This window comes from Nocardiopsis sp. KDC1DS13DA1, from assembly GCF_055632325.1.
This window is the reverse complement of the sequence record NZ_JBVMUY010000067.1, coordinates 81,805-105,902: the sequence shown is the minus strand read 5'-3', so window position 1 is coordinate 105,902 and position 24,098 is coordinate 81,805. Positions and strand designations below refer to the sequence as shown.

Below are 24,098 nucleotides of genomic sequence, written 5' to 3'. Positions count from 1 at the left end.
CCTAGGGAGCGGACAACGCACGGCACAATCGATGTGTCGGCGTACACGGTAGAGGTCCGAACACGCCTGGGGCGGGACCGCCCCGTGAGGGCCGGCCCCGCCGTTTCAGGACATCAGGCCCTCGGGCGCCGGTGCCAGAGCACCCGTGCGCCGAGCGGGGTCCGCCGGTACACGGTCCGGCCGGACTCTGCGAATCGGGTCGCCAGCTTCTTGGTCAGCAGCGCCTCCTTGGTGGCGGGGTGGCCGGTGATCTCGCCCCGCTCGTTGATGTCGGCGGTGGCTAGAGCGTTCAGGGCCGCGTTGCCGAGAGGGTCGGCGATCTCGCGGACCTCGGCGTCGGTATCCGTCGCAGGGGCGGCCCCCTGCGGGCGCGACGCGCGCAGGCACGCCGTGGGGGTGCGGGTGGCCCACCCGAGGTCGTCCAGCGTCACGCGGTAGGCGGTCAGCTCCTGCATCCACCACGTGAAGCCGTCTCCCATGAGGCGACCGTCGCGCAGGTGGTAGACGTGCACCTGCCCCTCACCGAGGGGGTGGACGAAGAAGCCCGTGGCGGTGCTGGTCTCCTCCTCGTAGGGGCCCTCGAGCGCGGCGGGGGTGTGCCCGGCCGCAATGAGGGCGTCGACGACGGCCCGCACGTCGGGGTCGCCGACCACGTCCGGCTCGCATCCCAGCGTGCTTGCGCCGTCCTCGCTTGGGGTGGTAACGGGCGGGGCCGGCCGCCAGGCGCGCACGCAGGAGGAGATCATGGGGTCGAACGCCCACCCGGTCTCGCGCAACGCCTGGGCGGCCTTGTGCAGCGCGGTGCGGGGGAAGCGGTCATTAGCGGGGTCGTGCACTTGGCCGTTGGTCAGGAAGTACACGTACACCCACCGGTCTCCAGCGATGTCGGCGCCGCGGGGGATGGTCATGTAGCCGTTGGCGGTGCTGGTCTCGGGGTCGTACTCTTCGTCCAGCTCCGCTAGGGGCAGCCCGGCGGCGGCCAGGGCCTCGAGTGCGGCGCGCGCGGTGGCGTCGTCGGCGTGCTGGGGTTCAAAACCGCGTCCGGCGCCCTGGTGGGCGATCACCCGCCCCTCGGCAGGGGGTGTGGGGTCGCAGGCGCGGTCGTGGTCGATCGCCTTGCGGCACACCTTCCCGGAGGCGAATCGGCGTCCGCACTCACCCGGGGCGGCTTCGGGGCGCGGCACGGCCGACCCAGAGTGCAGAGGGACGCACGCCCGGTCGTGGCCGGCAGGCTTGGCGCAGGCCTGCCCGAACAGGAACCGGCGGCCGCAGGTGTCCGTGTCCGTCGGGGCGTCAGCGAACGCGTGGGCGGCACGCCTCATGCGTACGTCCAGGGCGCGCCGCACGCCCTTGGCGGTCAACACGTGCACGCCCCGGGGCTGACCAGTGAAGCCGTGCCCCTGGTCGACGTACTCGGCCAGGCCGCGGTCCACCATCCCGCGCAGGGTGCGCTGGCCGATGTTCTTGCCCTTGTCGTTGACATGCAGCACCAGGGGCTGTTCGCCGGTGCGTTCGGCGTGCTCCAGGGCGAACACGGCGGCGGCGTCCATCAGGGTTGTGGGGGCGCGCATGGGCGTCCTTCCGTTCGGAGTGTCGAGATGTCGCTGGTGGGAGTGCCACCCCCCACCAACGCGCCTCATTAAACCACAGATACACCCTATTACACAACAACATACGGGGGTCGGCTCCGAACTGGGTTCATGCCCCTTTCGGCCGCATGGGCGAGCACTCGGTTCCGGGCGCCGCGCACCCCCTGCGGAGAGTGCGCGGCGCCCCTGTGGCGGCGCGGTGGTTCAGCTGGTCTCATCCCCGGTGGCGGGCCCGGCCTCCTCGCCGGCGCGCAGAACCAGGTAGGCGCCTTCCAGAGCACCGTGGTCCCGTACCACGTAGCCCTCGGCAGCCAGCAACTCCCGGGCGCGCTCAGCGGCCCGGGGCACGGCCGGGTCGGTGTAGACCTCCACGCCCTGGGCGCGCGCCCCGCCCGCCATGTCGGGGGTCACCTGGGTCACGGCGTTGCCGAGCGGGGCGAGCAGCGCCTGAACGGTGTCGACACGGCGCCGCCAGGCGTCGGGGATCGGTGGCCGGGTGGCGCGGTCGGCGTGCAGTGCCGCGCGCACCCGCTCCGGGACGGGCACCGGGGCAACAGCCTCGGCCAGGGCGTCCACGGACTCCAGAAGCCCCGTGTCAGGGGCGCCGGGCCCGGACACGTGGTAGCTCTCCGTCTCCTGGGCCCATCCCACCCTCCAGGGCATTTCGGGCAGCTCGTGGGTGCGCTCCGGTGGCATTGGGTCCGTGTCGGCGTCGACGCGACGCAGCTCCGCGGTGCGGCGGAAGGGGTTCACCGGGCGGCTCCCCGGGTGAGGGCAGCGGTGATGATCTCACGCACGGCCGTGCGGTGGTGGCCCGGGGCGGTCTCGTAGGCGGTCAGGTCGACGGCGGGCGGTCGGCCGCCGCGTCCACGGCGGTCGGCGAGAAAGCGCCGCAACGCGGACAGGTCGGCGCTGTTGTTCAGCCAGCGCAGGATGTGGGCGTCCTGGGCTCCGACGCGGTGGGCGGCGGTCCACAGGGCGGCCAGGACGTTGGCGGCGTCCACGGTGATGGGTTCGGCCTCGGCCTCGTTGGCCTGGGTGCGCAGCTCGTCCAGGGCCTGGCGGGCCCGGGGCGCGGTCGTGTCGTGATCCATGGTGATGCTCCAAAAGGTGTGGGCCAGGCCCCTGGGTCGGGGCCCGGCGTGAGTGGTTAGGGGGACAGGGGCGTGGGCCGCTCGCGGCGGACCGGGCGACGCTCGCGGGCGCGGCGCTCGGCGGTCGCGAGGTTCTCCCTCAGGTTTGGGTCACAGTGCAGCCAGTACTGCTTGTACTCGTGTGGCAGGGCGTCCAGCTCGGCGACGGACCTCGGCTGTGGTGCCTCCTTCTCGATCCGGCAGTACAGGCACAGTTCATCGCGTTCGCGCACGCCGGCGTTCTGCGCGCCGCAACCAGCGCAGTGCCCCAGCCACAAGCCGTGCGTGTCGCTCTCGGGCAGCTCGGCAATGGCCTGCGCCATCCGGGCCGCGGCGTCGACGGCTTGGAGCGGTTCCAGGAGGGTGGTGTCCTGGCAGCGGGTGAGTGTCGACTCATGCAAGATCTGCTTGACCTCCTCCGGCATTCTCAGCGGCTGGGTCACGGTCACTCCCGGACGGGAGGTGTACACCGCGTGGGTGAACCCGCTGGCCCATCCGATCTGGGCGAGCACCGAACGGCCCGCGGTGTGCATGCGGATCGTGTACGTGGCGCTGGTGCCGTATCCGACCCATGACAGGCGGATCCGGTCGGCCAGGTCGGTGATGACCGCGCGCATCAGGGTGCGGTCGGCCGGTTCGCTGGGCACGTACTCGCGGGTGAGGTCGCTGCTCTGGCGGCCGTAGGGGATCCCGATGGTCACCTTGTCGGGGATGCGGGCGGCCGTGTAGCCGTTCGGGTCCGGTCCCGTGGACGGGCGCGGATGCGTCATCATGGTGTGTGTCTCCTTCGTTCGGTTCCCTACTCGGTTCTGGTTCGGGGGAGGTGCCAGGGCCGCCCGATCTTTGCCGGTGGGGCGGCCCTGGTCGTGTGATGAGGCGGTCTCAGCCGCCGTCGGTGCTGCGGTGCAGGGTGTGGCCGTGTGGGCACACCAGAGTGGTCACATGCAGTTCCTGGAAGGGAGCGCGGTCCTCCAGGTGGTTCGTGCCGGTGGTGAACAGCTCCCCGCACGCCTCACCGTCGGGGGTGAGGGTCCGGCAGAACACGCCGTCCTCGGCGAGCCCGGTCAGTCGGGCGGGCGACATCTGGTCGCGATGGTGGCTGTAGGGGCGGTGGGCGCCGGTGTCGAGCCTGATGCGCGCCCGCTCGGGTACCACCACGCCTTGCACTTGTCGGACGGTACTGGGCGGCGCGGGCAGCTTCGGCGTCGGCCTGCATCGCCTCGCGGATGGCACGGCGCACGTCGGGGTGTTCCACTGCCATGGCACGGAGGTCTCCCATGTGGGTGTCGTCGCGCAGGGCCTCGGCGCGGGCGGTCCGTTCGGCCCTGCGGTCCTGGGCCCGAGTGGTGAGGGCGTGGCGTAGCTGGCGCACCAGTGCGGTGATCCTGCTCATGCGCACTCTCCGTTCGTGTTCGTAGTTGTGGTGGGATCGGCTTGGGTGAGCGCTTCTTCTGCTAAGGCGGCGATGCGGTCGTGGTGGGGGTGGCGGTCGTAGGCGTCCAAGACGCTGGCCCTTGGCCGGTAGACGTGCTCAGGGGCTTGCTGATAGGGCGGGCCGCCCGGCTTCGATGGGGGCGGCCCGCCTTGTGGGGTCAGATCAGGCAGAGCCTCGCTGGGGTGATCCTGATCCGGCAGCCTCGCGATCGAGCTGGTTGCGGAGGGCCTCGATCCACTTCTCAGGGGGGACGCCCACGGCCAAGGACCTCTGCAAGAGCCGGGCCATGGTGTAGTCGGCATCGACCGTCAACGCCGTGTTGATCGCTGCCTGCGCCATGGGCAGGTTGCCGTCCACCCATGCGGCGATGGCGACCAGGGTCGCGGGGGCGGCACGAAAGGCGGGGGGTGCCGTGCGCGTGACGCGCGACCACAGGTCCAGGTGGATTCGGGCGGTCTCGGGGAGGATCCTGAGCCCCACGGCGTCACGCACCTCCTTGGGGTGCAGGAACACCGCCAATCGCACCAGGTCAGCGACACTGTCCGGGCCTTGGTTCGTACGCTCGCCCTCGACGGCGGTGTACACCTCCGTTGTCCGGTAGGAGTTCAAGCCCCTCGCCCCCGACCGCAACAAGCGGACAACCTCCTTCTTCGCGGCGTCGACAGCGGCCCTGACCTCATCGGGCCGCACCGTGGCGGACGGCTCCAGGCTGCGGCGGGCCTCGGCGACCGGGTCCACCACGGGCCCCCTGTCGCGGGTCGCACCGCGCACGATGGCTTCGGCGGGCCCGGTGGAGCGGTCGGGGTCGATCGGGGTGCCCTCGGGCGGGCAGCAGCTGGAGTCTCGGCAGGTGTAGGACCAGTACCGGCCCTCGTTCACCCGCAGAGCGTCCCGAACGGTCAGCCCACGCCCCCACGCGGCGGTGACGATCTGGTCGACATGCGCGGTGACCTGGCCACCACTCCCGTAGCCGATGATGATGAGGTTGTCGCAGCCCTGTGCTGAGGCCGGGCCGACGACCGACTGGGCGTTGGCCCGTGTGTCACCGTCGCCGACCTGCTGGAAGTCCCGGAGCGCACACCAGCGCAGAGCGCCGCCGCACAGCCCGAGGGTGACCAGACCGACTTCGGGCGGCTCGCCTACCAGGTAGGGCACGGTCGCGATGAGGTCGTTGGGCGAGGACAACTTGATGGGGCTCTGAGTCATGCCCGTCTCTCCCTTGTTGGGTGTCGAGATGTCGCCAGTGGGAGTGCCACCCCCCACCAACACACCCTATTAAAACACAGAAACACCCCATTACACAACTTGAGATGGAGTGAGTCCGTCCCGGATGGGCCTTACACGCTCTCCCCCGCACGGCCCCCTTCCGCGCACAGCCACGAAGGACGTGCGACGGCCAGGAACATGACACCCGCGTGACCGCGACCACGCGCCCCTTCATCTCGGGCCCACACGTGGCGTCGGACCTTCGCCATGTCCGGAGCAAACCCCGGTCCGCTGGGCAGCGATATAGGGGATGATCACCACACCGCGGCAGCTGGCAGAGCAGTCCGCCCACGACGAAGGCAAGCGCTGTAGGGCGAGAGTCAGAGTCTGGGGATTGCCCCGACGTTGATGAGGGTGACGCCGGCGTCCGGTCAGTTGGCGCGCGCGACGTCCAGGGCCTCTGTTTCGGTGTCGGTCTTGATCGTGTTGGCGAGCACCACGCCGTCGGCCGATACGACTACAGCAGTGCCCTCAAAGGGTGGCGGGGCCACCTTTGTTCGGGTGGCCCCGCTCGACAGGATCAGGCGCAATGATCAGCGCGAACGAGTTTGCGTGCCGCTCAGACTCGTTCGCGGCGCAGGATGCACTTAGGCGTCAACACCGATGGCACGTCGTCGGGAGCCTGATCCCAGTTCAGCACCCGCCAGTGGGCATCCCAACGACGCGCGACATGCACGGCGGCACGAATGATCGTGTACGGGTCGTCGTACCAGTGGCAGGTGAGCACCAATCGGTACGGTCCACCAAGCCCGTGTGCGCCCTCCAGGTGGGGCGCTGGGGCGTCGTGGCCGCGCAGAGGACGGAACCCATGCCGTACCTCGATCGACCCAGCGGCCGCCGAGAATCCAGCGGGCCTCGACAGGCTGGGGCTGTTGGTAAGCCGGTGCTCCACGCGGGCGTCGCCGCCGATGCGCACGGTGACCGTCCACAGGGTGACCAGGACGCGGGCAGGCCCCACACGGGAGTGGGGCCCGGACAAGGGATCAGGAGATCAGGGCGTCCGGCGATATCGCGGGGGCGGGCGGGGCGTGCGGTGGTGGGCGGCGCCGTCACGGGACTCGATGGCGGCCAGGGCGGCGGTCAGCACCGGGGGCCTCCTCGACGTCGATCAGGGTGATGGTGGCGTCGGGCCAGTTGGCGCAGGCGGCGGCCAGGGCCTCGTGGGCGGTGTCGGCCTTGATCGTGTCGGCGAGTGTCTCGCCGTCGGCCCATGTCACGTGCACGTCGTGTTCGGGGCGGGGGTCGCTGTCGTAGTCGTAGGTCCAGGGGTCCAGGTGCAGGTCGCACCAGTGCGTGTGCGCCTGGCGCAGGTGGGCGTGGTAGGTATCCATGCCCAGGTCGTGGGTGGTCTCGGGATAGTCCTCGGCCAGCAGGAGATGCGACAGGGCCGAGCGGATCCGGCGGTTCACGGCGGCGGTGTCGGTGGAGGCGTCGATGACGGCGGTCAGGTCGTGCTGGGGGTCGGTGAGTAGGTGGCTGATGACCCGTGCGTCCACCGCCACGGGGACGGTGGCCAGGGCCTGGCGCACGCGCTCGATGCGGGCGCGGGCCGTACTCGTTGGCGAGATCTGCATGGTGTTCACTCCTTGGTGTTGTCGCTGCTGGGCGGGTCGTAGACGTCGATTCCAGCCAGGACCAGGGCGTTGAGGTCGCCCCGGGTGCCTGGGGGGAGGGTGGCGGCTGCGGTCAGAACTCGGTGGGCGGCCTCGGCCTCCTGGCGGGGTGCGGCGGTGAGTCCGTCGGTGGCCCCGACGAACGCGGTGTCTTCGGTCCAGGCGCGCAGGTCGGCGCCGGTGACCTGGTCGTGGGCGGCGGCCAGCAGCAGCGCGCCGAGCACGTCAGCGGCCTGGGTGGCCAGGTAGGGGCTGGTGGGTGCCCCGGCGGTGGCGGCCTCGACCAGTCGGCGGGCGTGCTTGGTGTGCGCGGCCAGGGTCGGCGCTGTGGGCAGCGCGGTGTCCGAAACGCCGAGCCGGGAGCGCAGTCGCCTCTGCCGTGTCTGGGTGCTGGCTCCGCTGGCGTGACCACGCAGGACGGCGATGTCGTCCCAGGAAACGCCGTCTCGGGCGTACTGGGCGGCGGTGATGATCACCTCGGCGTGCTCGATGCCGGTGTGGGCGTCGCTGATCAGCACGGTGGCGGCGTCCAACTCCAGGCGGGTCACGGGCACGGCGCCCTCTCCGGCGGTCCTGCGGCTGATGTCGGCGGCCACACGGGCCACGGCGAGCGCGGCGAGCGTGTGCGGGGCGCCGGTTCCGGCCTGCTCGCCCAGGTCGGGGTAGCGCGCGATAAGGATGCGTAGGGCCTCGGTGGTGCTCATCGTCATGGGTGTTCCTGGGTGTCGTGGGTGGTCGGGTCGAGCAGGGGGCCGCATCCGGGCGGGTAGGGGCCGCCGGTGAAGAAGTAGGCGGTGCCAGGCCGTCCGCACTGGGGGCCGAAGGGGTGCCAGGCCAGCGTGTCCTCCGCTGCCTGCATGTGGGTCTCGCACAACGGTGAGGTGCGCAGCGGCTCCGGTCGCCACGCCCGTGCCAGCGGGCCGGAGCGCCGCACGAGGTGCCGCACCCGATGTCGTGCCACAAGCAGTGCCGCGCTCCGATCGGTACCACGGGCCCGCGGGGAAAGGGGTTAAACACTGCTCTGTCCTGGAACCCGCGGTGGTGGCCGCCCCGTGGGCGTCCGTGGGGCGGCCGGGTGGTCAGTGGGCGTCGCGGGGGTCAGGAACGACAGGGTTCCCCTCGTCCTGGTCGTCGTGCCCGATGGTCTGGCCGCAGTGGTGGCACACATCGCGCTCGGCGCGCTCGACCTGGTCGCGGGCGGTCTCGATCAGCTCGGCCAGCCACGTCACGTGCCCCATGTCCAGGGGCACGCTGTGGCGGGTGTCGTCGGCCTCGCTAAGGCACAGCGTGCTGGTGGGCCCCTCGGCGGTGGGGTAGTTGGTGACCAGTTCCCCGATGGCGTCGGCGGTGCGCTCGGCCAGGCTCTGGCGGCTGTTGCCGGGCGGCCACGGGTCGGGGTGGCACCAGGCGCACACGCCCTGGAGGGGGTGGCCGTCGTGGGAGCGGTCGGCGTCGGCGCGGGCCGCCACGGCGGCCTCCATGATCCAGACCAGATGCAGCCAAGCCAGGTCCACGGGGACGCCCTCCTGCTGCCAGTGGGGGCTCAGGACGGTGCACGCGGCCCCGGTCGTCGGCTGCGCCGGGGTGATCGGGTGGTTGGTGGCCAGTTCGCCCACGGCGTTGACCAGGCGTGCGATGGCGGGTGCAGACTGCGTGCTCACGGTGGTGCTCCTGTTCTGGGTGTGGCGGGGCCGCCGCCCGGCGGCCCCGGGACGGGTGGTGTCAGCCCTTGAGCAGGGGACGCAGGGTGGTCAGGAGGTCGTGCAGGGTCGGCCAGTTGGCGGGGTCGCGTGTGACGTCTGGCGCCTGGTCCATGTCGGGGTCGACCCACATGCGGTTCTGGATCCGGTGGTCCAGGTAGCCGCCCGTGAAGGCATCGGGGTCGTAGTAGGCCGACAGGTGGGCGTTGGGGTCCTTGGGGTGGGGGGTGAGGGTGTAGCCCTGCACGCCGAACATGGGGTGTGTGGCGCGGAGTAGGACCATGGCGCGCGTGCCGTTCGCGCGGATGATCAGGCGGGTGGCGGTGTTGGGGTCGTCGGTGGGGGTGTCGCCGTCCAGGCGGGTGAGGTCCAGGTCCATGGGGGTGCTCTTCTTCGGTGGTGGGTGGTCATCCGGTGGCGATGGTGAGGCGGTCGCCGCCCGGGGTGCGGACGATGGCTTCAGGGTTCCAGTGGGTGGGGGCGATGGCCTCCACGATCAGCTGGGTCTCGACGGCGGCCAGGGCGCGCAGGATCTCCAGCAACAGGACATAGTCGCCGTCGGTGGGGTCGACGTGCGCGGCGACCTCGTCCAGGGACAGTGGCCGGTCCGCGCGGGGGGCGGTGTGCTCGGCGGGGGTGCGGGGGTAGTGGTCGTAGTCCTCGCTGATGGCGGTGATGGTCAGTTCCCGGTCGCGCTCGCCGATGCGGCCGCCGACGGCGACACTGGTGTGGGTGGGGGCCAGTGCCACGGTGATGTCGGCGCGCACACCGGCGGACTCCAGGGCGGGGAGGGTCTGGGCGAGCAGTTCGACGGCGGCGGGGATGTCCTCGGCCTCGGCGGCGAGTTCGGCCCGCACGTCCTCCGGGGACATGTACGGGTTCTGTCCGTGCCCGACCCGTCGGGTTGCCACCATGACGACCACTCCGTTTCTCGTCGTTTTGACGATTACTGATGCACCCATCATAGCGCGGATCTCGCGTGGTGTCGTCACTTTGACGAGAAATTTTGAGATCGGCATTTCGACATCTAGCGCATAAGGCCAGTTATGGGCGGGCGGGGGAAACCCCCGCATGTTCAGAGACGGGTCTCTCCTCCGTATAACACCTTGGGGTGAACTCCGCGATCAGGTGAAGATCACCGTGCTGGCCAGATACATGGAAATCCCACGGGTGCGGGCATGCGCGGTGTACGTTCGCCTGCATGAGCACGGAGCGAACCATCTGCACAACCCCCACAGACATGCCCCCCGGATCTTCTACCAACGGGCGCGGAACCGGGCAGACCAGTACGGGCAAACCCTCCTCCCGCCCGCCCAGCCCGGGAGACGCCCGGGGCCTGCTGGAGGCCGCCGAGGATCTGGCCGCCACCGGCGGCCGCGCTCCCGAGACGATGACCGATGCCGACCTGTCGCGTCTGCTGGACGGCATCGCCCCCGCCGAGGCCGCCCTCGACCGCGCGGCGCTGATGGCGCTCGGGGCCGCGCGCGGCCGCGGCTGGGCCTGGCCCCGCATCGGCAAGGCGCTGGGCATGACCGCCGACGGCGCCCGGGACCGGTTCGACCGGGCCGCCGCCCGCCACCCCGACTACACCGCGCCGCTGCCCCCCACCCTGGGCGCGCACATCTCCCGCGCCGGCGACCTCATCGCCGCCATCGCCGACCCGCCCGGCCCCTACCTCGCGCACTCGGCCGCCCGGCTGCTGGGCGCGGTGCTGCTCACCGCCACTCTGGAGGAGACGCCCGAACTGGTGGGCCACTGGCTCACCGACTCGGAACTGTCCGCGGCCACGGCGGCCGCCGCCCGCCACCCCAAGAATGACGGGGCGTACAAGGCCCTGGTCGAGTTCGCCGGGGTGCGACCCGGCACCCGAGCCGACCTGCTGGACATCCTGCGCGAGGCGGTCCAGGGCAGCCCGTGGGTGGTGGCCCCCGCCCGCACCGGCGCCGCCCCCCTGCCCTCCTCGGGAGCCGTTGAGGTGGGCGGGGCCATGGCGGACCTGGTGATCGCCGCCGGTCTCCCCCCAGCGCTAGCCGAGCCGCTGGCCGAGCTGCACACGGGCGCCGCCCCGCACCTGGCCCGACCTGCCGAAGCCGACCACACCGCGGTCCTGAACGCACTGGCCGCCCTGGACCGGGCCGTCACCGGCGCCGACCCGCGCGCGCTGGCCGCCGCAGTCCACGGACTGGCCGCCGAGGGAGTGGACCGGGCCGACTTCGACGCCCTGGCCGGGGTCGGCAACCCGCTGGGGCGGGTGCTGCTGACCTTGGACGGCCACCCGTCGGCCATGGAAGAGAGCACCCCCGAGGACGGTGTGGGGTTCGACCCGGGCGACACAGCGCAGGACTGGCAGGACCGGGCCGCCGCAGTGCTGCCCTCAACCCCGAACCTGGCGGCCGCGACCGGCCGACTGCTCACCGCCGCCGCCCCCCGCCTGGGGGCGGGCGACCTCGGCCACGCCTCCACCTACGACTCCCTCCACCACCTGCGACAAGCCGTGATGCTCAGCAACCGCGCCACCATCGGCGCCGCCCTGGACCGGGCGGTCGCCCTCAACCCGGCACAGGCCCCGCTGAACCGGTACCCGCAGGTCGCCGACGCCCTGCGCGCCCTCATCCACGCCTACGACAACCAGTAAGGACACAATGGTGCGCTCTGCGCTGTGGGAGATCTGGACGCCTCTCCTCGCCGCGGCGGTGATCGCGGCCGGCCTGGTCGCGTTCGTCGCCCTGGTCTGGCTGGCGGTCACCGACCCCGGCCGTGCCGATGCGTGGGTGTGGGGGTTGGCCGCCGTGTCGGTGGCGGGTGATCTGGTGGCGGCCGTGCGCAAGGACACCCACCGGTTGCGCCGCCCCCGTCTGGCGGGACTGGTGTGGCTCGCGACCGCGGCTGTGGGCGCCCTGCTGGTCCTGGGCGCTGGCGGGGCCATCATCGGCTATGTGCTCGCGGCAAGTGCTGCCCTGAACCTGCCCGACGCCGCAGGACTGTGGCCGGGGCAGGCCGGCCGCGAACCCTCCGCCCCGCGCTGACCACCCGTCCCCCTCGAACATCAGAAAGCGAGACCCGTGCACTTCGTTGATCCCCATGATGAATCCCGGGGCCCCCACCTGGTGGAGATCCCGCGCCCAGGCGATCCGTACGCGGAGGAGTGGCTGGTGGTACCCTCCGTGCGCCTCCAATGCGTGGGCCGCACCCAAGCCGGACGCCGATGCCGCAACCACGTGATGGACGCCCGCCGCGACCGCATCACCGGCGGCCTGGCCCTGCGCTGGTCCACCACCGGTGTGCTGGGCGTATACCAGATGGGCGGCAGCAAGAACGCGCTGCGGGCCTGGCGTGAGCAGCGGTGCGTCACGCACGACACCCCCGAAGCGGTGGATGCGTGCGCGGTGGAGTGGCGGCCCTACTCGGCCGAGCACGACGCCGCCCACTTCACGCAGGCGATCCCGCCGCTGCCCCGGCTGCCCGAGCCCGGCCAGGACTGGAGCGAGGTGCCCGACTGGCTCGTGCACCTGTGGCACCAGGGCCGTTTCCAGCGCGAACACCTCGGCCTGCCCGTGGGCGCCACCTACACCCCGGGGCGGGGGTGGACCGCATGACAGCGACCCCGGCAGGGGAGCGCTCGCCTGCGGCCGCGCTCGCGGCCGTGACCCTGCGGGTGAAACCGCTGTGCCGCTGGTGCTCTCGCAAGCCCAGGGTCCGCGCGAACGGCACCGCGACCAAGCACCCCGCCCGCGGTGATCCGTGCCCGGGGAGCGGTATGGGCCTGTACCTGGCCTCCTCCTGCGGCTGCGATGAGGGCGACCTCATCGGCGCCTGGACCTACCCGGCGGGGCGCCCCTACCGGCGCGCCCCGGTGTCGGCGGCGGTGTGCTCGCGCGCCGACCACCAGGTGGCGGTACACCAGTGGGTCCAGGATCGGGCTGGCGCGCGGGTCACTGAGATCGGATTCACCCCCGCCCCACAGACGGAGGAGAGGGCGCTCCTGCTGGGCGAGGTGGACGTCCACGCCCAGCGGGCGCTGGTGGCCACGATCGCCGAACTCGCTCGGATCCCACCCGAACCGGGGGAGTGGTACGGCCTCGCGCAGGCCCTGGTCCTGGAACAAGGGCGGGCGTGGGCGCCGGTGGGGCTTCCCGCCGACCTGGAGCTGTACCGAGGCGAACCGGGGTTCTGCTACGAGTTCGCCGCGCGGATGGCCGATGCCGTGCCGGGGCTGGTGTACGTGGAGGGCTACGCCACGCCCTTCGCGGGGAGTACCTGGGCGATCCCGCACGCCTGGGTCGGACGCCTGACCGACGGGGCGGCGCTGGATCCGACCTGGCCCACCCTCGGGACGGCCTACTACGGGATCCCGCTCACCACCGCCTACCGGCGCGATGCGCCGCGCGTCCCGGGCACGCAGGCGTTGCTGGTGGAGTCCCTGCCCAGCCCGGTGCGCGCGGGCGGGCTCCCGCCCGGGGCCGTGGCCGGTACTGGGGTGGTCGACGAACCCGCCCCGGGGTGAGTCCTGGCGGGGGCTCGGCGGCTGCGCGTCGGGCCTGCCGTGTGATGCGCTTGCGGGCGGCCACGCCCGCAAGCCGGTCAGGTGAGTGTGCAGGCCGGTGCGAGTATCAGGGCGTCGAACACCTCGTCCCGCTCACGGGTGCGTGGGTGGGACCAGGTGGCGCCGGGGTTCAGCACGCTGGTGCCGACGGTCACGGTGACGATCCGGTCAGGGTGGCGCACCAAGAACCCCGGGGTGGGGAGTTCCTCGCCCAGGTGCAGCCGCTGACCGCCGGAGGTATCGGTGTCATCAAGTGGGCGGGCATCACCCGTGGGCCCGCCCGTGGGGGTGGGTCCCCAGGTGAACAGGCGTTCCAGCTTGGCGATCGCGCGGGCGACCCGCTTGCGGCACTCTTCCTCGAATTCCAGGAACGCCGTCTCCTGCGGGGTGGCTGGGCGGACGGTGTGCGTGTACAGGTCCCCCTCGTCGGTGCCCAGGCCCAGGCTGCGCCCGTCGGCGTCGATGTGGCGCTGCTCGATGCGCACCACGGTGACCGGGCGCCGGCGGGCGTCGCGTAGGACGGTGCCGACCCGGTGGCGGCACGCGCACTCGCCCAGGGTCCGTGTGGGGGCGTCGGGGGCGGTGTCCAGGGCCCACCGGCCGGGCCCCAGGTGGTAGGCGTCGTGGGCGCCCGCCACGGCGTCGGCCTCCGCCTCGGTCAGGCCGATGGGTACACCGAACTGGCCCGGTGGTGTGCGCAGGTCGGCGAGCCCGCCGGGTGGTAGGGGGATCTCGAACACGTGCGGGGTGTCGGGCAGGTCCACGGCGTCGCGGTGCACGCGGGTGTGGAACCCGCGGCTGGTGGCGGTGCCGTCGAGTTCGGCGGTGTACCCGTGGGGGCCGTAGGACAGCACCAGGCGCATGCCGTTGCGCAACCGCTTGTCCAGCACGACGGTGGGTGGGCGAAACACCAGGGGCCTCCACGAGGGGTCGGCGGTGGGCCGACCGCGCGGCGCGGCCGGGGACGACACCCCTCGCAGGGACGATGAGCTTTCAGTGTAGGGGCGGGGTCGGACGTTGCGCGGCCTGCCGGTGTGGGGGCGGTTGGCCTCGGCTGTGACCGGCTCCGCCGAGGTCGAACAACACGCTCAGTCCTTGTAGGAGCCCGGGGGCTCGCGCGTCCCACTGGGCCAACGCCGCCCGGAGTTCGCGTGCCACCTCGGCCTCGACCCCCGCCCGGTGGGCGGTGTAGCGCAGGTACTCCACGGCGCCTTGCTCCAGAGCGGACAAGGGATGGGTGGCCACGGCGGACACGAGCGTGTGCTCCGGCCCGATGTTGCTCCAGGAGTCCATACACGGGGGAGCGCCGGGCCTGGTGACCGGGATGTGCCCGTCGACGTAGCGCCCAGGCGGGTCCTCGCACCTCCACTCCCTGCGCAGAGCACACCGGCAGGCGAGGATCCCGACCATGGCCGGGTAATCGAGTGGTCGGTATTCATCGCCCTCCCACTGTCGGGTCGTGGAACGTCCGCAGTGTCACACCCGTAGCGCACCATGAATCCAAGAACCACAAGATGTTGCGGTGGGCGAGTTCGTGATGGTGCTTCGTGGGTTCGATGAGCGCAGCGGGGTCACCGTCACCGTCCCCACGCCTCACAGAAGGAGATAGGTGCACTTGGTTGACCGCCGCCGCGTGCAGACGGCCGTCATGGGTGAGACGGCCGATTCCGACAGGGCCGTCTTCCTGCCCATGGATCGCCAGGAGGCCGAGGAATATCGCCGGCAGAACGCCGGTGCCAAGTACTGGTGTGGCACATACCAGCTCGGTTGCGGGCGGCCTCTGGGCATCCGGACCCCTGAGGACAAGGTGGCGCACTTCTACCACCTCAGTTCGAGCCCCAAGCAGCGTCCCTGTCAGCGCTTCGCGCACACCCGGGGCAGGCGGGACAACGACCCGGTGATCGCCTTGGCCGCGCTTCGGCCATGGCGCCAGAGCCGTGGCCTGCCCGAGGAAACGGTGGAGGTCTTCGACAGCCGCAGGGGCACCGATGCGCGCTACCTGCTCATCGTCGGCCCGCGTGGGTCGCGGCACACGTGTGTGGTGGTGGGAGACGTCTCCTCCGAGGAACTGTCCCACAAAGCCAGGTCTTCGCAGGCTCGAGACTGGGACTGGTTCGTTCACTACAAGAACAACGTGGTGCGCTTCCAGCTGGAGAAGAACGGTATCTCCTACGGGGTGATCCGGTTCGTGGACCACGGCGACACCGTCGTGATGCAGGTCGACACCGCACACGGTTGGGCCCCTGTCGAGTACTACGTGCCCGCTCCGAACGGCCCCAGACCCGAACCGCCGAAACCACCGGCACCGCGCACGCCCAGGCCCACCGTTGTCTCGCCGGAGCCACGGGCTCCCAGAACTCGTCACCGGCTCGTGCTAGAGCCCGCTCAACTTCCGGCCCCGCCACCCCAGCCCGCACCGGAGAAGGATCCCCACGAGGAACAGTTGGAGCAAGCGCAGTGGCGTCTCGAAGACGCCTTGATCCTTGGGGGGCACAAGGACGTTCAGAGCGCCGCTCGTGACCTCCGACGCCTGTGGGCCGCTTGTGAGGGAAAGCTGGCTCCCATGAAGGAACACCGAGTCAAGGACTTGCTCGGGCAGGCTGGTCTGAAATGGTGACCACCGTCTGAGCCGAGCCCAGGTCTTTGGGACGTCTCCATGGTGAGGCGTGGGGTCTCGCACGCGTAGGTACAGAGCCAGAGATCACGCGAACTCGCACCATTGCCCCGGTCGGGACCACCTGCTCCCGGCCGGGGCTGCGTGTGTTCGTACCCTCCTCACCAGTGTGCGAGCAGTTCGTCCAATGTCTCGGGCATCAGCTCGTGCCGTACCCGCAGCGCCGCCTCGGTGAGTTGTTGGACCCACACCCGGCCGACGTTGGGGTGGTGTCCGTCGCCGCGGCCCACGATCGCGTTGCCGATGGCGGTCACCACGTCCTCGTCCAGGTCGGCGAACGCGGTGAGTACCTCGGTGGCCAGGGACCGGGCCGCCGGGCGCGACCCTTCCAGGGTGCGCTCTGCCAGGGGGCGCAGGAACTGGGCGAGGTCGTGCTGGGAGTGGCGCATACTGATCGCCACCCAGGCCTCGGCGTGGGCCTTGCGGTTGAGCATGAGCAGCAGCGCGAGCATGGTGCGCACGTCGGGGTGCAGGTCGGTCATGACTCCTGCCTACCGTCCCCACGCCCGGTGGGGGAGGCGATGGCCGCATCCGGTCACCCCACCGTCCACGCACACCACGGGTCCCAAGGTTGGTACCTCTGGTGTGCCTCATCCGTGCGTGCGGTCGTGGAAGACGAAGTCGACACCGCGCACGCGCGCGACGCTGCGCTGGTCGTACAGGCTCACCAGGTCGTGCACGTCCGCAGGCCACAGGTGCGCGTAGGCGCGAGAGTGCGCCACCTGGCGCAGGTGCTCCAGGAGCCCGTAGTGCAGGCCGGGGGCGACCAGGTCCCACCCCCCGCCGCTCCGGCGGGCTACGTGCAACGCCTGACGGTCCAGGGCCGGGTACTCGCCGGTGAGCGCGCGCACCACCATGTCCAGGGCGGTCAGGTCATCAGCCCGGGCGGGCGTGCGCCGGGGCGGCCGGTGAGGGCCGTGGTCGGGCACCCGCGCGGGGTGTGAGGACGTCTCCAGGGGGTTGTGGCGCAGCAGCAGCTGGTTGCCGTGTTCGGCGTAGATGCGCACCCACGGCACGTCCAGACCGTGGACGCGGGTGCGCACACGCAGCGCCTCGGGAAGAGCAACGGGTGAACGGGCGTCGGTCAGCAGTTCGGCCAGGCGCGGGGAGGTGGGGCGGCTGCCCCACTCCAGGTTGACCAGGCGCGCCCCGGCGTGGGTGCGGGCGACGGCGTTGGCCCACACGTCGTAGAAGGTGTGACACCCGGGCACCGGGGCGCCGTGCATCAGGTGCAGGCGGCGCAACAGCGCCGACATCATCTGTGCGGCCTCGGCGGTGGCGGCGCCGGGAGCTGACTCCGTCCGCCAGGCCAACGAGTCCTCCTCCGCGGGCAGCAACTCGCGCGGGTGCTCAGCCCAGGCCACCACCGTCCCGGCGGGCAGACCGGTGAGTAGCAAGGACCGGGAGCGGACCCACTGGCGGTGGGTGAGGGGGATGCGGATGCGGCCGGCCAGGCGCAGGTGCTCCAGCACCAGGAACCCGCGGTGGTGGCGGGCCCGCAGCCCGGGGACGCCGCGCACGTCCTGGCCGGGGACCAGGTGCGGCAGGGTCTCGTTCAGGACCGCGCTCACGTGTGGCCGGGCGATGTGGACGATGATGTCGTGGCCGATGGGTGTGCACCCACGAATCGCGAACGGCGGGTCGGCGGGGTGGGTGACCGTGTCCAGGTTGTTGAGGTTGGCCAGGAACAGGCTCTCCAGCCGGGCCTGCCCGTCGCTGGCCTGGCCGATGAGCGGGGCGAGCGGGGACAGGGCCCTGACCGCCGACAGGGCGGTCTGTGGGGCTTCGCCGGTGGCGGTGGCGCGCAGCTTGGCCAGTGCCAGGGTTCGGGACATGATCGCTCCAGCGCCCCGGCTACGCGTGAAGGGTCAAGTCCGCTCGAACTGGTCGCTGAACACCAGGTGAGGATGGGCGGTTCCGCCGTTTCGGGCTCAGGCCCCGCGCGCCGGGTGCTGTCGGGGGAGCCGCCGGTGCCCTCCGACACCGCGCCTGGATCATCACACACAGCGACTGCCTGGTGCAAGTCCGTGCTGGTGTAGTGGCGGCGGGAGAGCGGTTCCTCGCGCACCCGAATGCGTGCCCGGCCCCCGTGGGTGCGGTGTTCGTCGTGTGCCCGGGTGCTGCGTGTCGGGGCTCGCCGACCGGTTTACGTGAGGCGGGCGTTGCGCGCCCCGACGTGAGGGGAGCTGGGTCAGCGGCGTCGTCGCTGCTCGTGTGCGGCGAGCTGTCGTTCCTTCTTCTTGTCCTCGATGCGGTCGTTGAGGGTGTCGCGGACCACGGTGACGCCGTCGTCGGACAGGCGGTCGTCGGTGAACTTGAACCGGTTGGGCTTGTAGGGGCCCTCGTGGGTGGCGTCCCCAGTCAGGTCGGCGAAGGCGAGGTTCAGCGTCGGTGCCAGGTCGAACGGGACGGTGTCAGGGGTGTCCTCCCGCGGTTCGGGGGCGTCGGTGACGTCCTCCAGCAGCCCCAGGTGGACCAGCATCCGGCAGGAGTCCTGGTAGGCGTCCTTCTTCAAGCCGAATCGCTTCTGTCGGTCCTGTGCGTAGAGGAAGACGCCCCGCTTGTTGTGGCTGTCGGGCATGAGTGCTTTGAGGGTGCGCAGCGCCAGCCAGGTGGCGATCTCCGAGGGGGTCAGGGCGTTGATCCACCCCGAGGTGAAGAACTCCTTGGGGATGTTGATGCCGTGGGCAGGCACCTTGTATCGGCGGGGCGACTGGTAGTCGCCGCGCCCCAGCTCGCTCATGAGCGTGAAGTTCAGGTAGTCGTGGTGGCCTCCCGCGCGGGTGGGGACCTCGACCAGATCGTGGGTGTGCAGGGAGCCCAACGCGGCGGTGATCTGGCGTTTGTAGGCGGAGATGGTGGTGCGTTCGCTGCGCGTGGGGGGCTCGTAGGTGTTGGTACCACGGTGGTAGCCCACGTCCAGGGCGATCAGGTCCACCCACCCGGGCCTGGTGGCCTCCACGTCCCGGGTGTAAGGCAGCCCCGGGCAGTCGGGGGAGCCGTTGGCGGGCAGGCACTGGGCGGCGAACAACGCCAGCAGGTAGAACCGCAGGGCGATCCCGCGCGGCGCAAGAAGCTCGGGCAGCAGCGGCGGCACAGAGTCTTCGTGTTTGGAGGGGCGCCAACGGTGCGTGAATTCGGGGCGGACCTTGATCAGGTCGGGGTGCCCTGATGCCTTCGTCCTCCACAGGTCGGTCAGGGCCGTGGCCGCGCTCGTGTGACGCCCCTTGGCGATCACCTCGTCGAGTCGGCGCACCCGCCGATCCCACTGCTTCTCCTGCTGCGTTGGCTCCCCAACACTTTTTGATGCGTCTTTCATAGTGGCGTTTTGATCCTCTCTAGAGTCTTGCTGCATCGTTACTAGTTACAGTTCCTGAGCGGATCATAACCACATCAACAATCGAGGGCATTTTATCAGATCCCTGGGAGAATGGGAACCAATCGGGCGGAAACGTGCCGCCCAACCCGTTCCCGGGGCCGGTGCAACACCGGTACGACCTGGGAGGACACCAAGGAGAGACATGCTCAACAAGAACACGAAGAACACGCCTGATGCCGGTTCCGCGCCCGAGCGGCTCCCGCACCGCTGGGCGATCATCCTGATCGGCGCCGGCGGCGTGGTCGGCGCCGCCCTGCTGCTGGGGGCCGCCCCCTACATCGCCCTGGGCGCCGGGGTTCCCACCCTCCTGGCGCTGCACCAGATCCTGGCCTGAGCGGCGGGCACGGACGCTTCCGGGCCTCCGTGCGGCGCCATCATCGCGAGGTGGCACCGCACGGACGCCCGGCGCACGCAACCGCACCGACCCATGACGGCGAGTGTCGACCGCGGTTGCTCGCTGTGTCCCGCCGTTCCTGGGGTTCGGCGTCACCACTGCCGGCCCCCCTGTGGGCACGACACACCGCTGGTGCCCCGCGGCCATGGCGGTGGGGCACCAGCGGTGTGTCGTGCTCTGTAGAGCGCTCACAGCACCGTCAGGGCAGGCGCCGTGGTGAGGGTTCACCCGCCCTCAGGGGTTGACGGCCGCGGAGCGGCTCGCAGTTGCTCGAGCAGGTGCCTGCTGCGCTCGTCGATGCGGGCGTTGGCCAACAGGCCCGTGTCCGCACCGTCCGCCGGCGCGGGGGACCGCCGGGACCTCGACCTGGGCTTGCCGCCGCGCCGCTGTCGCTTCGCCCCCTGCGGTTGCTTCGGGGGCGGGGCCGGGGCGGGCACCTGTGGGGTGAGCAGGCCTTCGGGGTAGAAGGACAGCTGCTGTCGGATGGTGTCCTTGACCGTCGCGGGGGTGCCGGTCCCGCCGAGCACCCCCAACAGGCGGGTGCGGGTGTCGTCGTAGGTTTGCGGCATCTTGCCCTCGTGGGCCCACCGCAGGGTGTCGAGCAGTTCGTCGGTCTTGGCGTGGATCCGTCGTTCCTTGCGCTGGGCGGCGTCCCTCGTGCGGCCGCGACCTTCCGATGCCGCGGGGGCGGGGCGCGGCTTCTGGGCGGGTGGGGCGTTTGAGGGAGGGTCGAACTGGCCCTTGGGGGATACGCGCAGCTGGTGCTTGATCCGGTCCACCACGTCCTTGGGGGCATCGGGCCGGTTGAGCAGGCGCACCAGGGCGGCGCGGTTGTCGTTGTAGGCGCGGCTCAGTCGGCGTTCCTGGGCCCACAGGAGCTTACCGATGTGCTTGTCCACGGCTTGGCGGATGTGGTCGTGCGCGAAGGCGGTGCGCCGCCGGTCCTCGCGGACACGGGCCGACACCACCGGCGTGCGTCGGGGCGCGGTGTGCGTCTGTCGCACGGGCAGAGCCGCACTGGCCTGCTCCAACAGGGTGCGGGCTTCCTCGCTCAGGTGAGGGGCCAGTCCCCGGGTGCGGGTCTGGCGCAGGCGCATCTGCACCTGCTGGGCCATGGCGCGCACGTTCGCCACATCCTGCTGGCCGAGCGCGTGACGCAGCCCACCCAGCGCCTGCTCCAACGGATCCGCCGCCGCAGCGGTCTCGCGCGGCTCAGGGCGGGGCCGGGCGGGCGCGGGAGCGGCCTCGGTGCGGGCCTTGACGAGGGTGTCGCCCTGAAGGACGCACGCGGCCAGCGGCGTCCAGGACACCTCACCCGCGCTGTCGCGGATGCCGACCTGCACGGTGCGGGTGTGGTCGGCCCCGGCCGCCAGGCGGAACAGACGGTAGGGGACATGGTTGGCGACCAGGGCCCGGGTGACGGCCTCGTTGGCGCGCACCAACCACACATAGTCGTGCGCCCGGCGGGACTTGGCCAGGGCCACCAGGTCGTGGTCCAGGTCGTGGGTGAAGACCAGGCGCAGGGGTTTGTGGGAGGTGGGGATGATCAGTTCGGTACAGGCCCGCCCCCGCCCCAGCCCCTTGTAGGTGGGTGGGGTGTCCACGGCACGCTTGTGCCCGTCCAGCCAGCTGCGCAGGTGGCGGTGGGCGTACAGGTGGTCGGCGCTCTGCCCGCCGAGCGTGGCCTCTGCACCTTTGGCCATCCGGGCGCACAGGTTGGACCCGGCCCGGTGGGCGAAGTGGGGAACGGTCTGGCGTTCATGGATGATCTTCAGGGACAACTGGCCTCCGCACCCGCCGAGCAGGACGCCGCACCAGTGCGACTCATCGCGTGCACGGGCCTGGTCGCGAAATTCCTCGGCCTCGTCGGGGTCGAGGGGCATATAGGCGGGTTCGGCGGATTCGGCGTGGCCGGTCACGGCCGTCTGGACGAGTCGGCGATCCTCGATGGGCATGTGCGCACCAATAACACACGGTGACGACACTGGTGGGGTGTTCGGGGAACCTGGCCGACTGCGGCCACCCGGCCTCCCCAGCCCGCACCGGGCGGGGGAGGCCTACGGGCGCGTGTCGGTGCCCTACGACTCCTGGGGGTCGGCCTCCTGCTCCTCGGGCGGGGGCCGGTACCCCTCCACGACCTCCCAGTGGCCGGGGTTGAGGGCGCGGGCGACCTGGGCCAGCTCACGGACCGTGTTGCGGGCGTACTCGCCCTTGAACAGGTAGACGGTCCCCATGGCCAGGGCCCTGTAGCTGGTGCCACCGATCTGGCGCATGAGCGCGTACCAGGCGCCCAGGGGACCGTCGACCGCCCCCGCTGTGTGGTGCTTTTCGTCGTCGCCGACCTCCAGGGTCAGGAAGTACCCCCCGCGCTCGGCGTGGTAGGCCTCGATCTCCTCGGGGGTGTGGGTGGAAAACATCCGAAACTCGTCCAAGGACTCGTCCATGGCCTGGCGCGTTTCGGGGTCCATCTCGTGCGGGGCCTCGTCACCGGCCTGCCACATCAACGACACCTCCTCCAGCACCTGGCGCCCACGCCCGTCGGCGACCGCCTCGCCGTTGATCAGCAGGTCCAACACGGTGGTCTCGGTGTCGAACAGGCCGCGCCCGCCCAGGTGCTCGGCGTAGACCTCGCGGTCCACCGGCCCCAACCCCAGGTCTTGGGCTGGGCGCCACAGCGGCCCGTCCTCACCCAGTTCGAGAGCGGAGACCACCCCCACCCGTTCGCGGACCACCCGCAGCGCCGAGAGCACGCCGCGGGCCGGGTGGGCATCACGGGCCGTGGTGTAGGGGGCGCCCTCCAGGTGTTCCCATGCCTGGTCGAACTCGATCGTCCAGTGCACCATGTTCGCGGCCAGGGTCAGCGCCTGGGGCGGTGGGGCGGTGAGCATGGCCAGCCCGGCGGTCATGCGGGCGTGCTGCCATGAGCCGTAAGCGGTGATGAAACGTCCTTCGGGGGTGGACACGTCAGGCATCGGCACGCTCATACGCGACTCCGTTCCAGGAGGATGGGCCCGGAATTGTCGCAGATCAACCCGCACGTGCAGAAGACCTTATGTGGTGGTGCGCACCGGAGTAGGCGACAGCGTCGGGCGCGCGGGCCACTCGAGAATTGGAACCAGCACCTCCAGGACGTGCATGGGGCCGGGGCCGTAGGCGCCCGAATCCAGCCCGACCACCCCCAACCCGAAGGTAACGATATGGATACTTGGACAGGTCGGCCCTTTGTTGTTAACTCCCCCTGGACAGGGAAAACGCGATCAGTTAAGATCGACCCACAACCCGGGCATTTTATTGTCTAAGTGCCCTCCCATTAGCGTTTATGCTGGTCAGAGACATAGCGATCTCACCAGCTGACTTAGCGACCCCGAAAACCTTCGGGGTCGTTCGTGTACCCGGAACAAGGAGCAGCGCACCACCCCGCCAAGGGCGGCGGACTCGTCAACACGCGCACCACCACGTACAGGCCGACCCACGCCCCTGGGCCGTCCTGCGGTGCTTGGCAGAGGCGGTCGACCTGTGCGACCGACCGCCTCTTTTCGTCATGCCCACGATGAGAGGACAACCGTGACCACCCCGAAACCCCCTGTCACCCGTTCCGCGCTCTCCCGGATCAAAGCCCTGCTGGCCCTGGCCACGATCCTGGGCGGCCTCACAGCCGCCGTCCGTGGCCTGGTCGGCTCCCTGGCCTGGTCGGCGTTTCCCCCACAGGTGTGGGTTCTGCTCGCGCTGGCGCTGGTCCTGGTCGTGCTGCCCACGATCGCGCTGGCCGCCTTGCGCACCTGCTGGCCGTCGCAGTCCGGGCACCGCAAGGAGCTGCTGGAGATCGTGCTGCGCCGCATCACGGAGCGACGCCGCCCCTCCACGTGAGGGACCAGCCCTCGCGCTGAGGGCGGCAAACAACCGAACACGCGCACCCACCGACCGGGGCCGATTCGTGACACGGATCGGCCCTTGGTCTTCGCACGCCGGGGGCGGCCCAGGAGTTCACGGGCCGCCCCCGGCCCCATGCCCGACACCCAGCGCCCACCACATCGGCGGTGGGCGCCCACGCCCTTACCTACCTCACAGAAGCGGAGATGTCCCATGTCTGACCAGCCTCGCAAGCGCATCGCCGGCTACTACCGAAAAGACGGCACCTACGTGCGCGGCCACCACCGCCGCCGCCCCGACTTCACCGCTCCCGCACCGGCCCGGACCAGTAGCTCCACCGGTGAGACCGACCTCGGCGCCGTGTTCGGCGCGGTCCTCGTGTGCTTGTTCGTGTTGGGCGTGCTCGCACGCCTGGTGGGCTGACCACTGGTGGGGTCCGCACCTGCCCAGTGGTGCGGACCCCACCGCGGTGACTGCGACCAGGGAGCGCGCCAGGCTCCGC

28 protein-coding genes are annotated in these 24,098 nt (G+C 71.0%); 8 read left to right on the top strand and 20 right to left on the bottom strand.

Translation table 11 applies throughout. The features are described 5' to 3' along the window. Window positions 1-113: 113 nt before the first annotated feature. The 13 genes from ACTVAJ_RS29900 to ACTVAJ_RS29840 form a co-directional block, all read right to left on the bottom strand. The gene (locus ACTVAJ_RS29900; protein WP_470391658.1) at window positions 114-1,571 is read right to left on the bottom strand and encodes a hypothetical protein; all 1,458 of its coding nucleotides are present in this window, start codon (window positions 1,569-1,571) and stop codon (window positions 114-116) included. A gap of 222 nt (window positions 1,572-1,793) precedes the next feature. Beyond that, on the bottom strand, window positions 1,794-2,342 hold the full coding sequence (locus ACTVAJ_RS29895; RefSeq protein WP_470391657.1) for a hypothetical protein: 549 nt from the start codon (window positions 2,340-2,342) through the stop codon (window positions 1,794-1,796). After that, window positions 2,339-2,683 carry a hypothetical protein gene (locus ACTVAJ_RS29890; protein WP_470391656.1) on the bottom strand — a complete coding sequence of 115 codons (345 nt, stop codon included), beginning with the start codon at window positions 2,681-2,683 and terminating at the stop codon, window positions 2,339-2,341. Before ACTVAJ_RS29890 ends, ACTVAJ_RS29895 begins: the two co-directional genes overlap by 4 nt. Window positions 2,684-2,739: 56 nt before the next feature. Then, the gene (locus tag ACTVAJ_RS29885) at window positions 2,740-3,495 is read right to left on the bottom strand and encodes a hypothetical protein (protein ID WP_470391655.1); all 756 of its coding nucleotides are present in this window, start codon (window positions 3,493-3,495) and stop codon (window positions 2,740-2,742) included. Between the two features lie 109 nt (window positions 3,496-3,604). Next, a complete protein-coding gene (locus tag ACTVAJ_RS29880) occupies window positions 3,605-3,889 on the bottom strand; it encodes a hypothetical protein (protein WP_470391654.1) in 285 nt (94 codons plus the stop codon). Window positions 3,890-4,319: 430 nt separating this feature from the next. Beyond that, window positions 4,320-5,363: a DUF4192 domain-containing protein gene (locus ACTVAJ_RS29875; RefSeq protein ID WP_470391653.1), complete on the bottom strand. Its 1,044-nt coding sequence runs from the start codon at window positions 5,361-5,363 to the stop codon at window positions 4,320-4,322. 431 nt (window positions 5,364-5,794) lie between these two features. After that, window positions 5,795-5,953, bottom strand: coding sequence for a hypothetical protein (locus tag ACTVAJ_RS29870; protein ID WP_470391652.1), 159 nt, complete (start codon window positions 5,951-5,953; stop codon window positions 5,795-5,797). 519 nt (window positions 5,954-6,472) lie between these two features. Continuing rightward, on the bottom strand, window positions 6,473-6,997 hold the full coding sequence (locus ACTVAJ_RS29865; RefSeq protein WP_470391651.1) for a hypothetical protein: 525 nt from the start codon (window positions 6,995-6,997) through the stop codon (window positions 6,473-6,475). Between the two features lie 5 nt (window positions 6,998-7,002). After that, entirely contained in the window at window positions 7,003-7,746 is a 744-nt protein-coding gene (locus ACTVAJ_RS29860) for a hypothetical protein (protein ID WP_470391650.1), read from the bottom strand. Beyond that, window positions 7,743-7,997, bottom strand: a complete 255-nt coding sequence (locus ACTVAJ_RS29855) for a hypothetical protein (protein WP_470391649.1) — start codon at window positions 7,995-7,997, stop codon at window positions 7,743-7,745. Before ACTVAJ_RS29855 ends, ACTVAJ_RS29860 begins: the two co-directional genes overlap by 4 nt. A 118-nt stretch (window positions 7,998-8,115) precedes the next feature. After that, window positions 8,116-8,697, bottom strand: coding sequence for a hypothetical protein (locus ACTVAJ_RS29850; protein WP_470391648.1), 582 nt, complete (start codon window positions 8,695-8,697; stop codon window positions 8,116-8,118). 61 nt (window positions 8,698-8,758) lie between these two features. Then, window positions 8,759-9,115 carry a hypothetical protein gene (locus ACTVAJ_RS29845; RefSeq protein WP_470391647.1) on the bottom strand — a complete coding sequence of 119 codons (357 nt, stop codon included), beginning with the start codon at window positions 9,113-9,115 and terminating at the stop codon, window positions 8,759-8,761. A 28-nt stretch (window positions 9,116-9,143) separates the two neighbouring features. Next, window positions 9,144-9,650 (bottom strand): hypothetical protein, encoded by a 507-nt coding sequence (locus ACTVAJ_RS29840; protein ID WP_470391646.1) that lies wholly within the window; start codon window positions 9,648-9,650, stop codon window positions 9,144-9,146. A gap of 287 nt (window positions 9,651-9,937) precedes the next feature. Here ACTVAJ_RS29840 and ACTVAJ_RS29835 point away from each other — a divergent pair, with 287 nt between their 5' ends. From ACTVAJ_RS29835 to ACTVAJ_RS29820, 4 genes are all read left to right on the top strand, one after another. Further along, window positions 9,938-11,371 carry a serine/threonine-protein kinase gene (locus ACTVAJ_RS29835; RefSeq protein WP_470391645.1) on the top strand — a complete coding sequence of 478 codons (1,434 nt, stop codon included), beginning with the start codon at window positions 9,938-9,940 and terminating at the stop codon, window positions 11,369-11,371. A 7-nt stretch (window positions 11,372-11,378) separates the two neighbouring features. Further along, complete coding sequence (locus tag ACTVAJ_RS29830) at window positions 11,379-11,762, top strand: hypothetical protein (protein WP_470391644.1); 384 nt, start codon at window positions 11,379-11,381, stop codon at window positions 11,760-11,762. A gap of 153 nt (window positions 11,763-11,915) precedes the next feature. Continuing rightward, window positions 11,916-12,332, top strand: a complete 417-nt coding sequence (locus ACTVAJ_RS29825; RefSeq protein WP_470391643.1) for a hypothetical protein — start codon at window positions 11,916-11,918, stop codon at window positions 12,330-12,332. Continuing rightward, window positions 12,329-13,240 carry a hypothetical protein gene (locus ACTVAJ_RS29820; RefSeq protein WP_470391642.1) on the top strand — a complete coding sequence of 304 codons (912 nt, stop codon included), beginning with the start codon at window positions 12,329-12,331 and terminating at the stop codon, window positions 13,238-13,240. Before ACTVAJ_RS29825 ends, ACTVAJ_RS29820 begins: the two co-directional genes overlap by 4 nt. A gap of 77 nt (window positions 13,241-13,317) precedes the next feature. On the opposite strand, the gene ACTVAJ_RS29815 is transcribed toward ACTVAJ_RS29820, so the two are convergent. Both ACTVAJ_RS29815 and ACTVAJ_RS29810 read right to left on the bottom strand, forming a co-directional pair. Then, window positions 13,318-14,190 (bottom strand): hypothetical protein, encoded by an 873-nt coding sequence (locus ACTVAJ_RS29815; protein ID WP_470391641.1) that lies wholly within the window; start codon window positions 14,188-14,190, stop codon window positions 13,318-13,320. Between the two features lie 82 nt (window positions 14,191-14,272). After that, the gene (locus tag ACTVAJ_RS29810; RefSeq protein WP_470391640.1) at window positions 14,273-14,689 is read right to left on the bottom strand and encodes a hypothetical protein; all 417 of its coding nucleotides are present in this window, start codon (window positions 14,687-14,689) and stop codon (window positions 14,273-14,275) included. A 199-nt stretch (window positions 14,690-14,888) separates the two neighbouring features. Here ACTVAJ_RS29810 and ACTVAJ_RS29805 point away from each other — a divergent pair, with 199 nt between their 5' ends. Then, window positions 14,889-15,896 (top strand): hypothetical protein, encoded by a 1,008-nt coding sequence (locus ACTVAJ_RS29805; protein ID WP_470391639.1) that lies wholly within the window; start codon window positions 14,889-14,891, stop codon window positions 15,894-15,896. A gap of 158 nt (window positions 15,897-16,054) precedes the next feature. Here ACTVAJ_RS29805 and ACTVAJ_RS29800 read toward each other — a convergent pair whose 3' ends face one another. The 3 genes from ACTVAJ_RS29800 to ACTVAJ_RS29790 all read right to left on the bottom strand — a co-directional run bounded on the left by ACTVAJ_RS29800 (window position 16,055) and on the right by ACTVAJ_RS29790 (window position 19,209). Next, window positions 16,055-16,435: a hypothetical protein gene (locus ACTVAJ_RS29800; RefSeq protein ID WP_470391638.1), complete on the bottom strand. Its 381-nt coding sequence runs from the start codon at window positions 16,433-16,435 to the stop codon at window positions 16,055-16,057. A 108-nt stretch (window positions 16,436-16,543) separates the two neighbouring features. Next, window positions 16,544-17,788 (bottom strand): hypothetical protein, encoded by a 1,245-nt coding sequence (locus ACTVAJ_RS29795; protein WP_470391637.1) that lies wholly within the window; start codon window positions 17,786-17,788, stop codon window positions 16,544-16,546. Between the two features lie 356 nt (window positions 17,789-18,144). After that, complete coding sequence (locus tag ACTVAJ_RS29790; RefSeq protein WP_470391636.1) at window positions 18,145-19,209, bottom strand: hypothetical protein; 1,065 nt, start codon at window positions 19,207-19,209, stop codon at window positions 18,145-18,147. A gap of 265 nt (window positions 19,210-19,474) precedes the next feature. Between ACTVAJ_RS29790 and ACTVAJ_RS29785 the strand changes: the two genes are divergently transcribed. Further along, a complete protein-coding gene (locus tag ACTVAJ_RS29785) occupies window positions 19,475-19,666 on the top strand; it encodes a hypothetical protein (RefSeq protein WP_470391635.1) in 192 nt (63 codons plus the stop codon). A 284-nt stretch (window positions 19,667-19,950) separates the two neighbouring features. Here the strand turns inward: ACTVAJ_RS29785 and ACTVAJ_RS29780 are convergent, their stop codons facing one another. Beyond that, window positions 19,951-21,681: a hypothetical protein gene (locus ACTVAJ_RS29780; RefSeq protein ID WP_470391634.1), complete on the bottom strand. Its 1,731-nt coding sequence runs from the start codon at window positions 21,679-21,681 to the stop codon at window positions 19,951-19,953. 123 nt (window positions 21,682-21,804) lie between these two features. Further along, window positions 21,805-22,710, bottom strand: coding sequence for a hypothetical protein (locus ACTVAJ_RS29775; RefSeq protein ID WP_470391633.1), 906 nt, complete (start codon window positions 22,708-22,710; stop codon window positions 21,805-21,807). A gap of 580 nt (window positions 22,711-23,290) precedes the next feature. Here ACTVAJ_RS29775 and ACTVAJ_RS29770 point away from each other — a divergent pair. Then, window positions 23,291-23,593: a hypothetical protein gene (locus ACTVAJ_RS29770; protein ID WP_470391632.1), complete on the top strand. Its 303-nt coding sequence runs from the start codon at window positions 23,291-23,293 to the stop codon at window positions 23,591-23,593. Window positions 23,594-23,809: 216 nt separating this feature from the next. Beyond that, a complete protein-coding gene (locus ACTVAJ_RS29765; RefSeq protein WP_470391631.1) occupies window positions 23,810-24,019 on the top strand; it encodes a hypothetical protein in 210 nt (69 codons plus the stop codon). The last annotated feature ends 79 nt before the right edge of the window (window positions 24,020-24,098 follow it).

What these genes read in the sequence shown, in the direction of transcription:
- ACTVAJ_RS29900 (WP_470391658.1), bottom strand. Translation starts at nt 1,571, where the DNA reads ATGCGCGCCCCCACAACCCTGATGGACGCCGCCGCCGTGTTCGCCCTG.
- ACTVAJ_RS29890 (WP_470391656.1), bottom strand. Translation starts at nt 2,683, where the DNA reads ATGGATCACGACACGACCGCGCCCCGGGCCCGCCAGGCCCTGGACGAG.
- ACTVAJ_RS29885 (WP_470391655.1), bottom strand. Translation starts at nt 3,495, where the DNA reads ATGATGACGCATCCGCGCCCGTCCACGGGACCGGACCCGAACGGCTAC.
- ACTVAJ_RS29875 (WP_470391653.1), bottom strand. Translation starts at nt 5,363, where the DNA reads ATGACTCAGAGCCCCATCAAGTTGTCCTCGCCCAACGACCTCATCGCG.
- ACTVAJ_RS29865 (WP_470391651.1), bottom strand. Translation starts at nt 6,997, where the DNA reads ATGCAGATCTCGCCAACGAGTACGGCCCGCGCCCGCATCGAGCGCGTG.
- ACTVAJ_RS29860 (WP_470391650.1), bottom strand. Translation starts at nt 7,746, where the DNA reads ATGACGATGAGCACCACCGAGGCCCTACGCATCCTTATCGCGCGCTAC.
- ACTVAJ_RS29845 (WP_470391647.1), bottom strand. Translation starts at nt 9,115, where the DNA reads ATGGACCTGGACCTCACCCGCCTGGACGGCGACACCCCCACCGACGAC.
- ACTVAJ_RS29840 (WP_470391646.1), bottom strand. Translation starts at nt 9,650, where the DNA reads ATGGTGGCAACCCGACGGGTCGGGCACGGACAGAACCCGTACATGTCC.
- ACTVAJ_RS29835 (WP_470391645.1), top strand. Translation starts at nt 9,938, where the DNA reads ATGAGCACGGAGCGAACCATCTGCACAACCCCCACAGACATGCCCCCC.
- ACTVAJ_RS29830 (WP_470391644.1), top strand. Translation starts at nt 11,379, where the DNA reads ATGGTGCGCTCTGCGCTGTGGGAGATCTGGACGCCTCTCCTCGCCGCG.
- ACTVAJ_RS29820 (WP_470391642.1), top strand. Translation starts at nt 12,329, where the DNA reads ATGACAGCGACCCCGGCAGGGGAGCGCTCGCCTGCGGCCGCGCTCGCG.
- ACTVAJ_RS29810 (WP_470391640.1), bottom strand. Translation starts at nt 14,689, where the DNA reads ATGGTCGGGATCCTCGCCTGCCGGTGTGCTCTGCGCAGGGAGTGGAGG.
- ACTVAJ_RS29800 (WP_470391638.1), bottom strand. Translation starts at nt 16,435, where the DNA reads ATGACCGACCTGCACCCCGACGTGCGCACCATGCTCGCGCTGCTGCTC.
- ACTVAJ_RS29795 (WP_470391637.1), bottom strand. Translation starts at nt 17,788, where the DNA reads ATGTCCCGAACCCTGGCACTGGCCAAGCTGCGCGCCACCGCCACCGGC.
- ACTVAJ_RS29785 (WP_470391635.1), top strand. Translation starts at nt 19,475, where the DNA reads ATGCTCAACAAGAACACGAAGAACACGCCTGATGCCGGTTCCGCGCCC.
- ACTVAJ_RS29780 (WP_470391634.1), bottom strand. Translation starts at nt 21,681, where the DNA reads ATGCCCATCGAGGATCGCCGACTCGTCCAGACGGCCGTGACCGGCCAC.
- ACTVAJ_RS29775 (WP_470391633.1), bottom strand. Translation starts at nt 22,710, where the DNA reads ATGAGCGTGCCGATGCCTGACGTGTCCACCCCCGAAGGACGTTTCATC.
- ACTVAJ_RS29765 (WP_470391631.1), top strand. Translation starts at nt 23,810, where the DNA reads ATGTCTGACCAGCCTCGCAAGCGCATCGCCGGCTACTACCGAAAAGAC.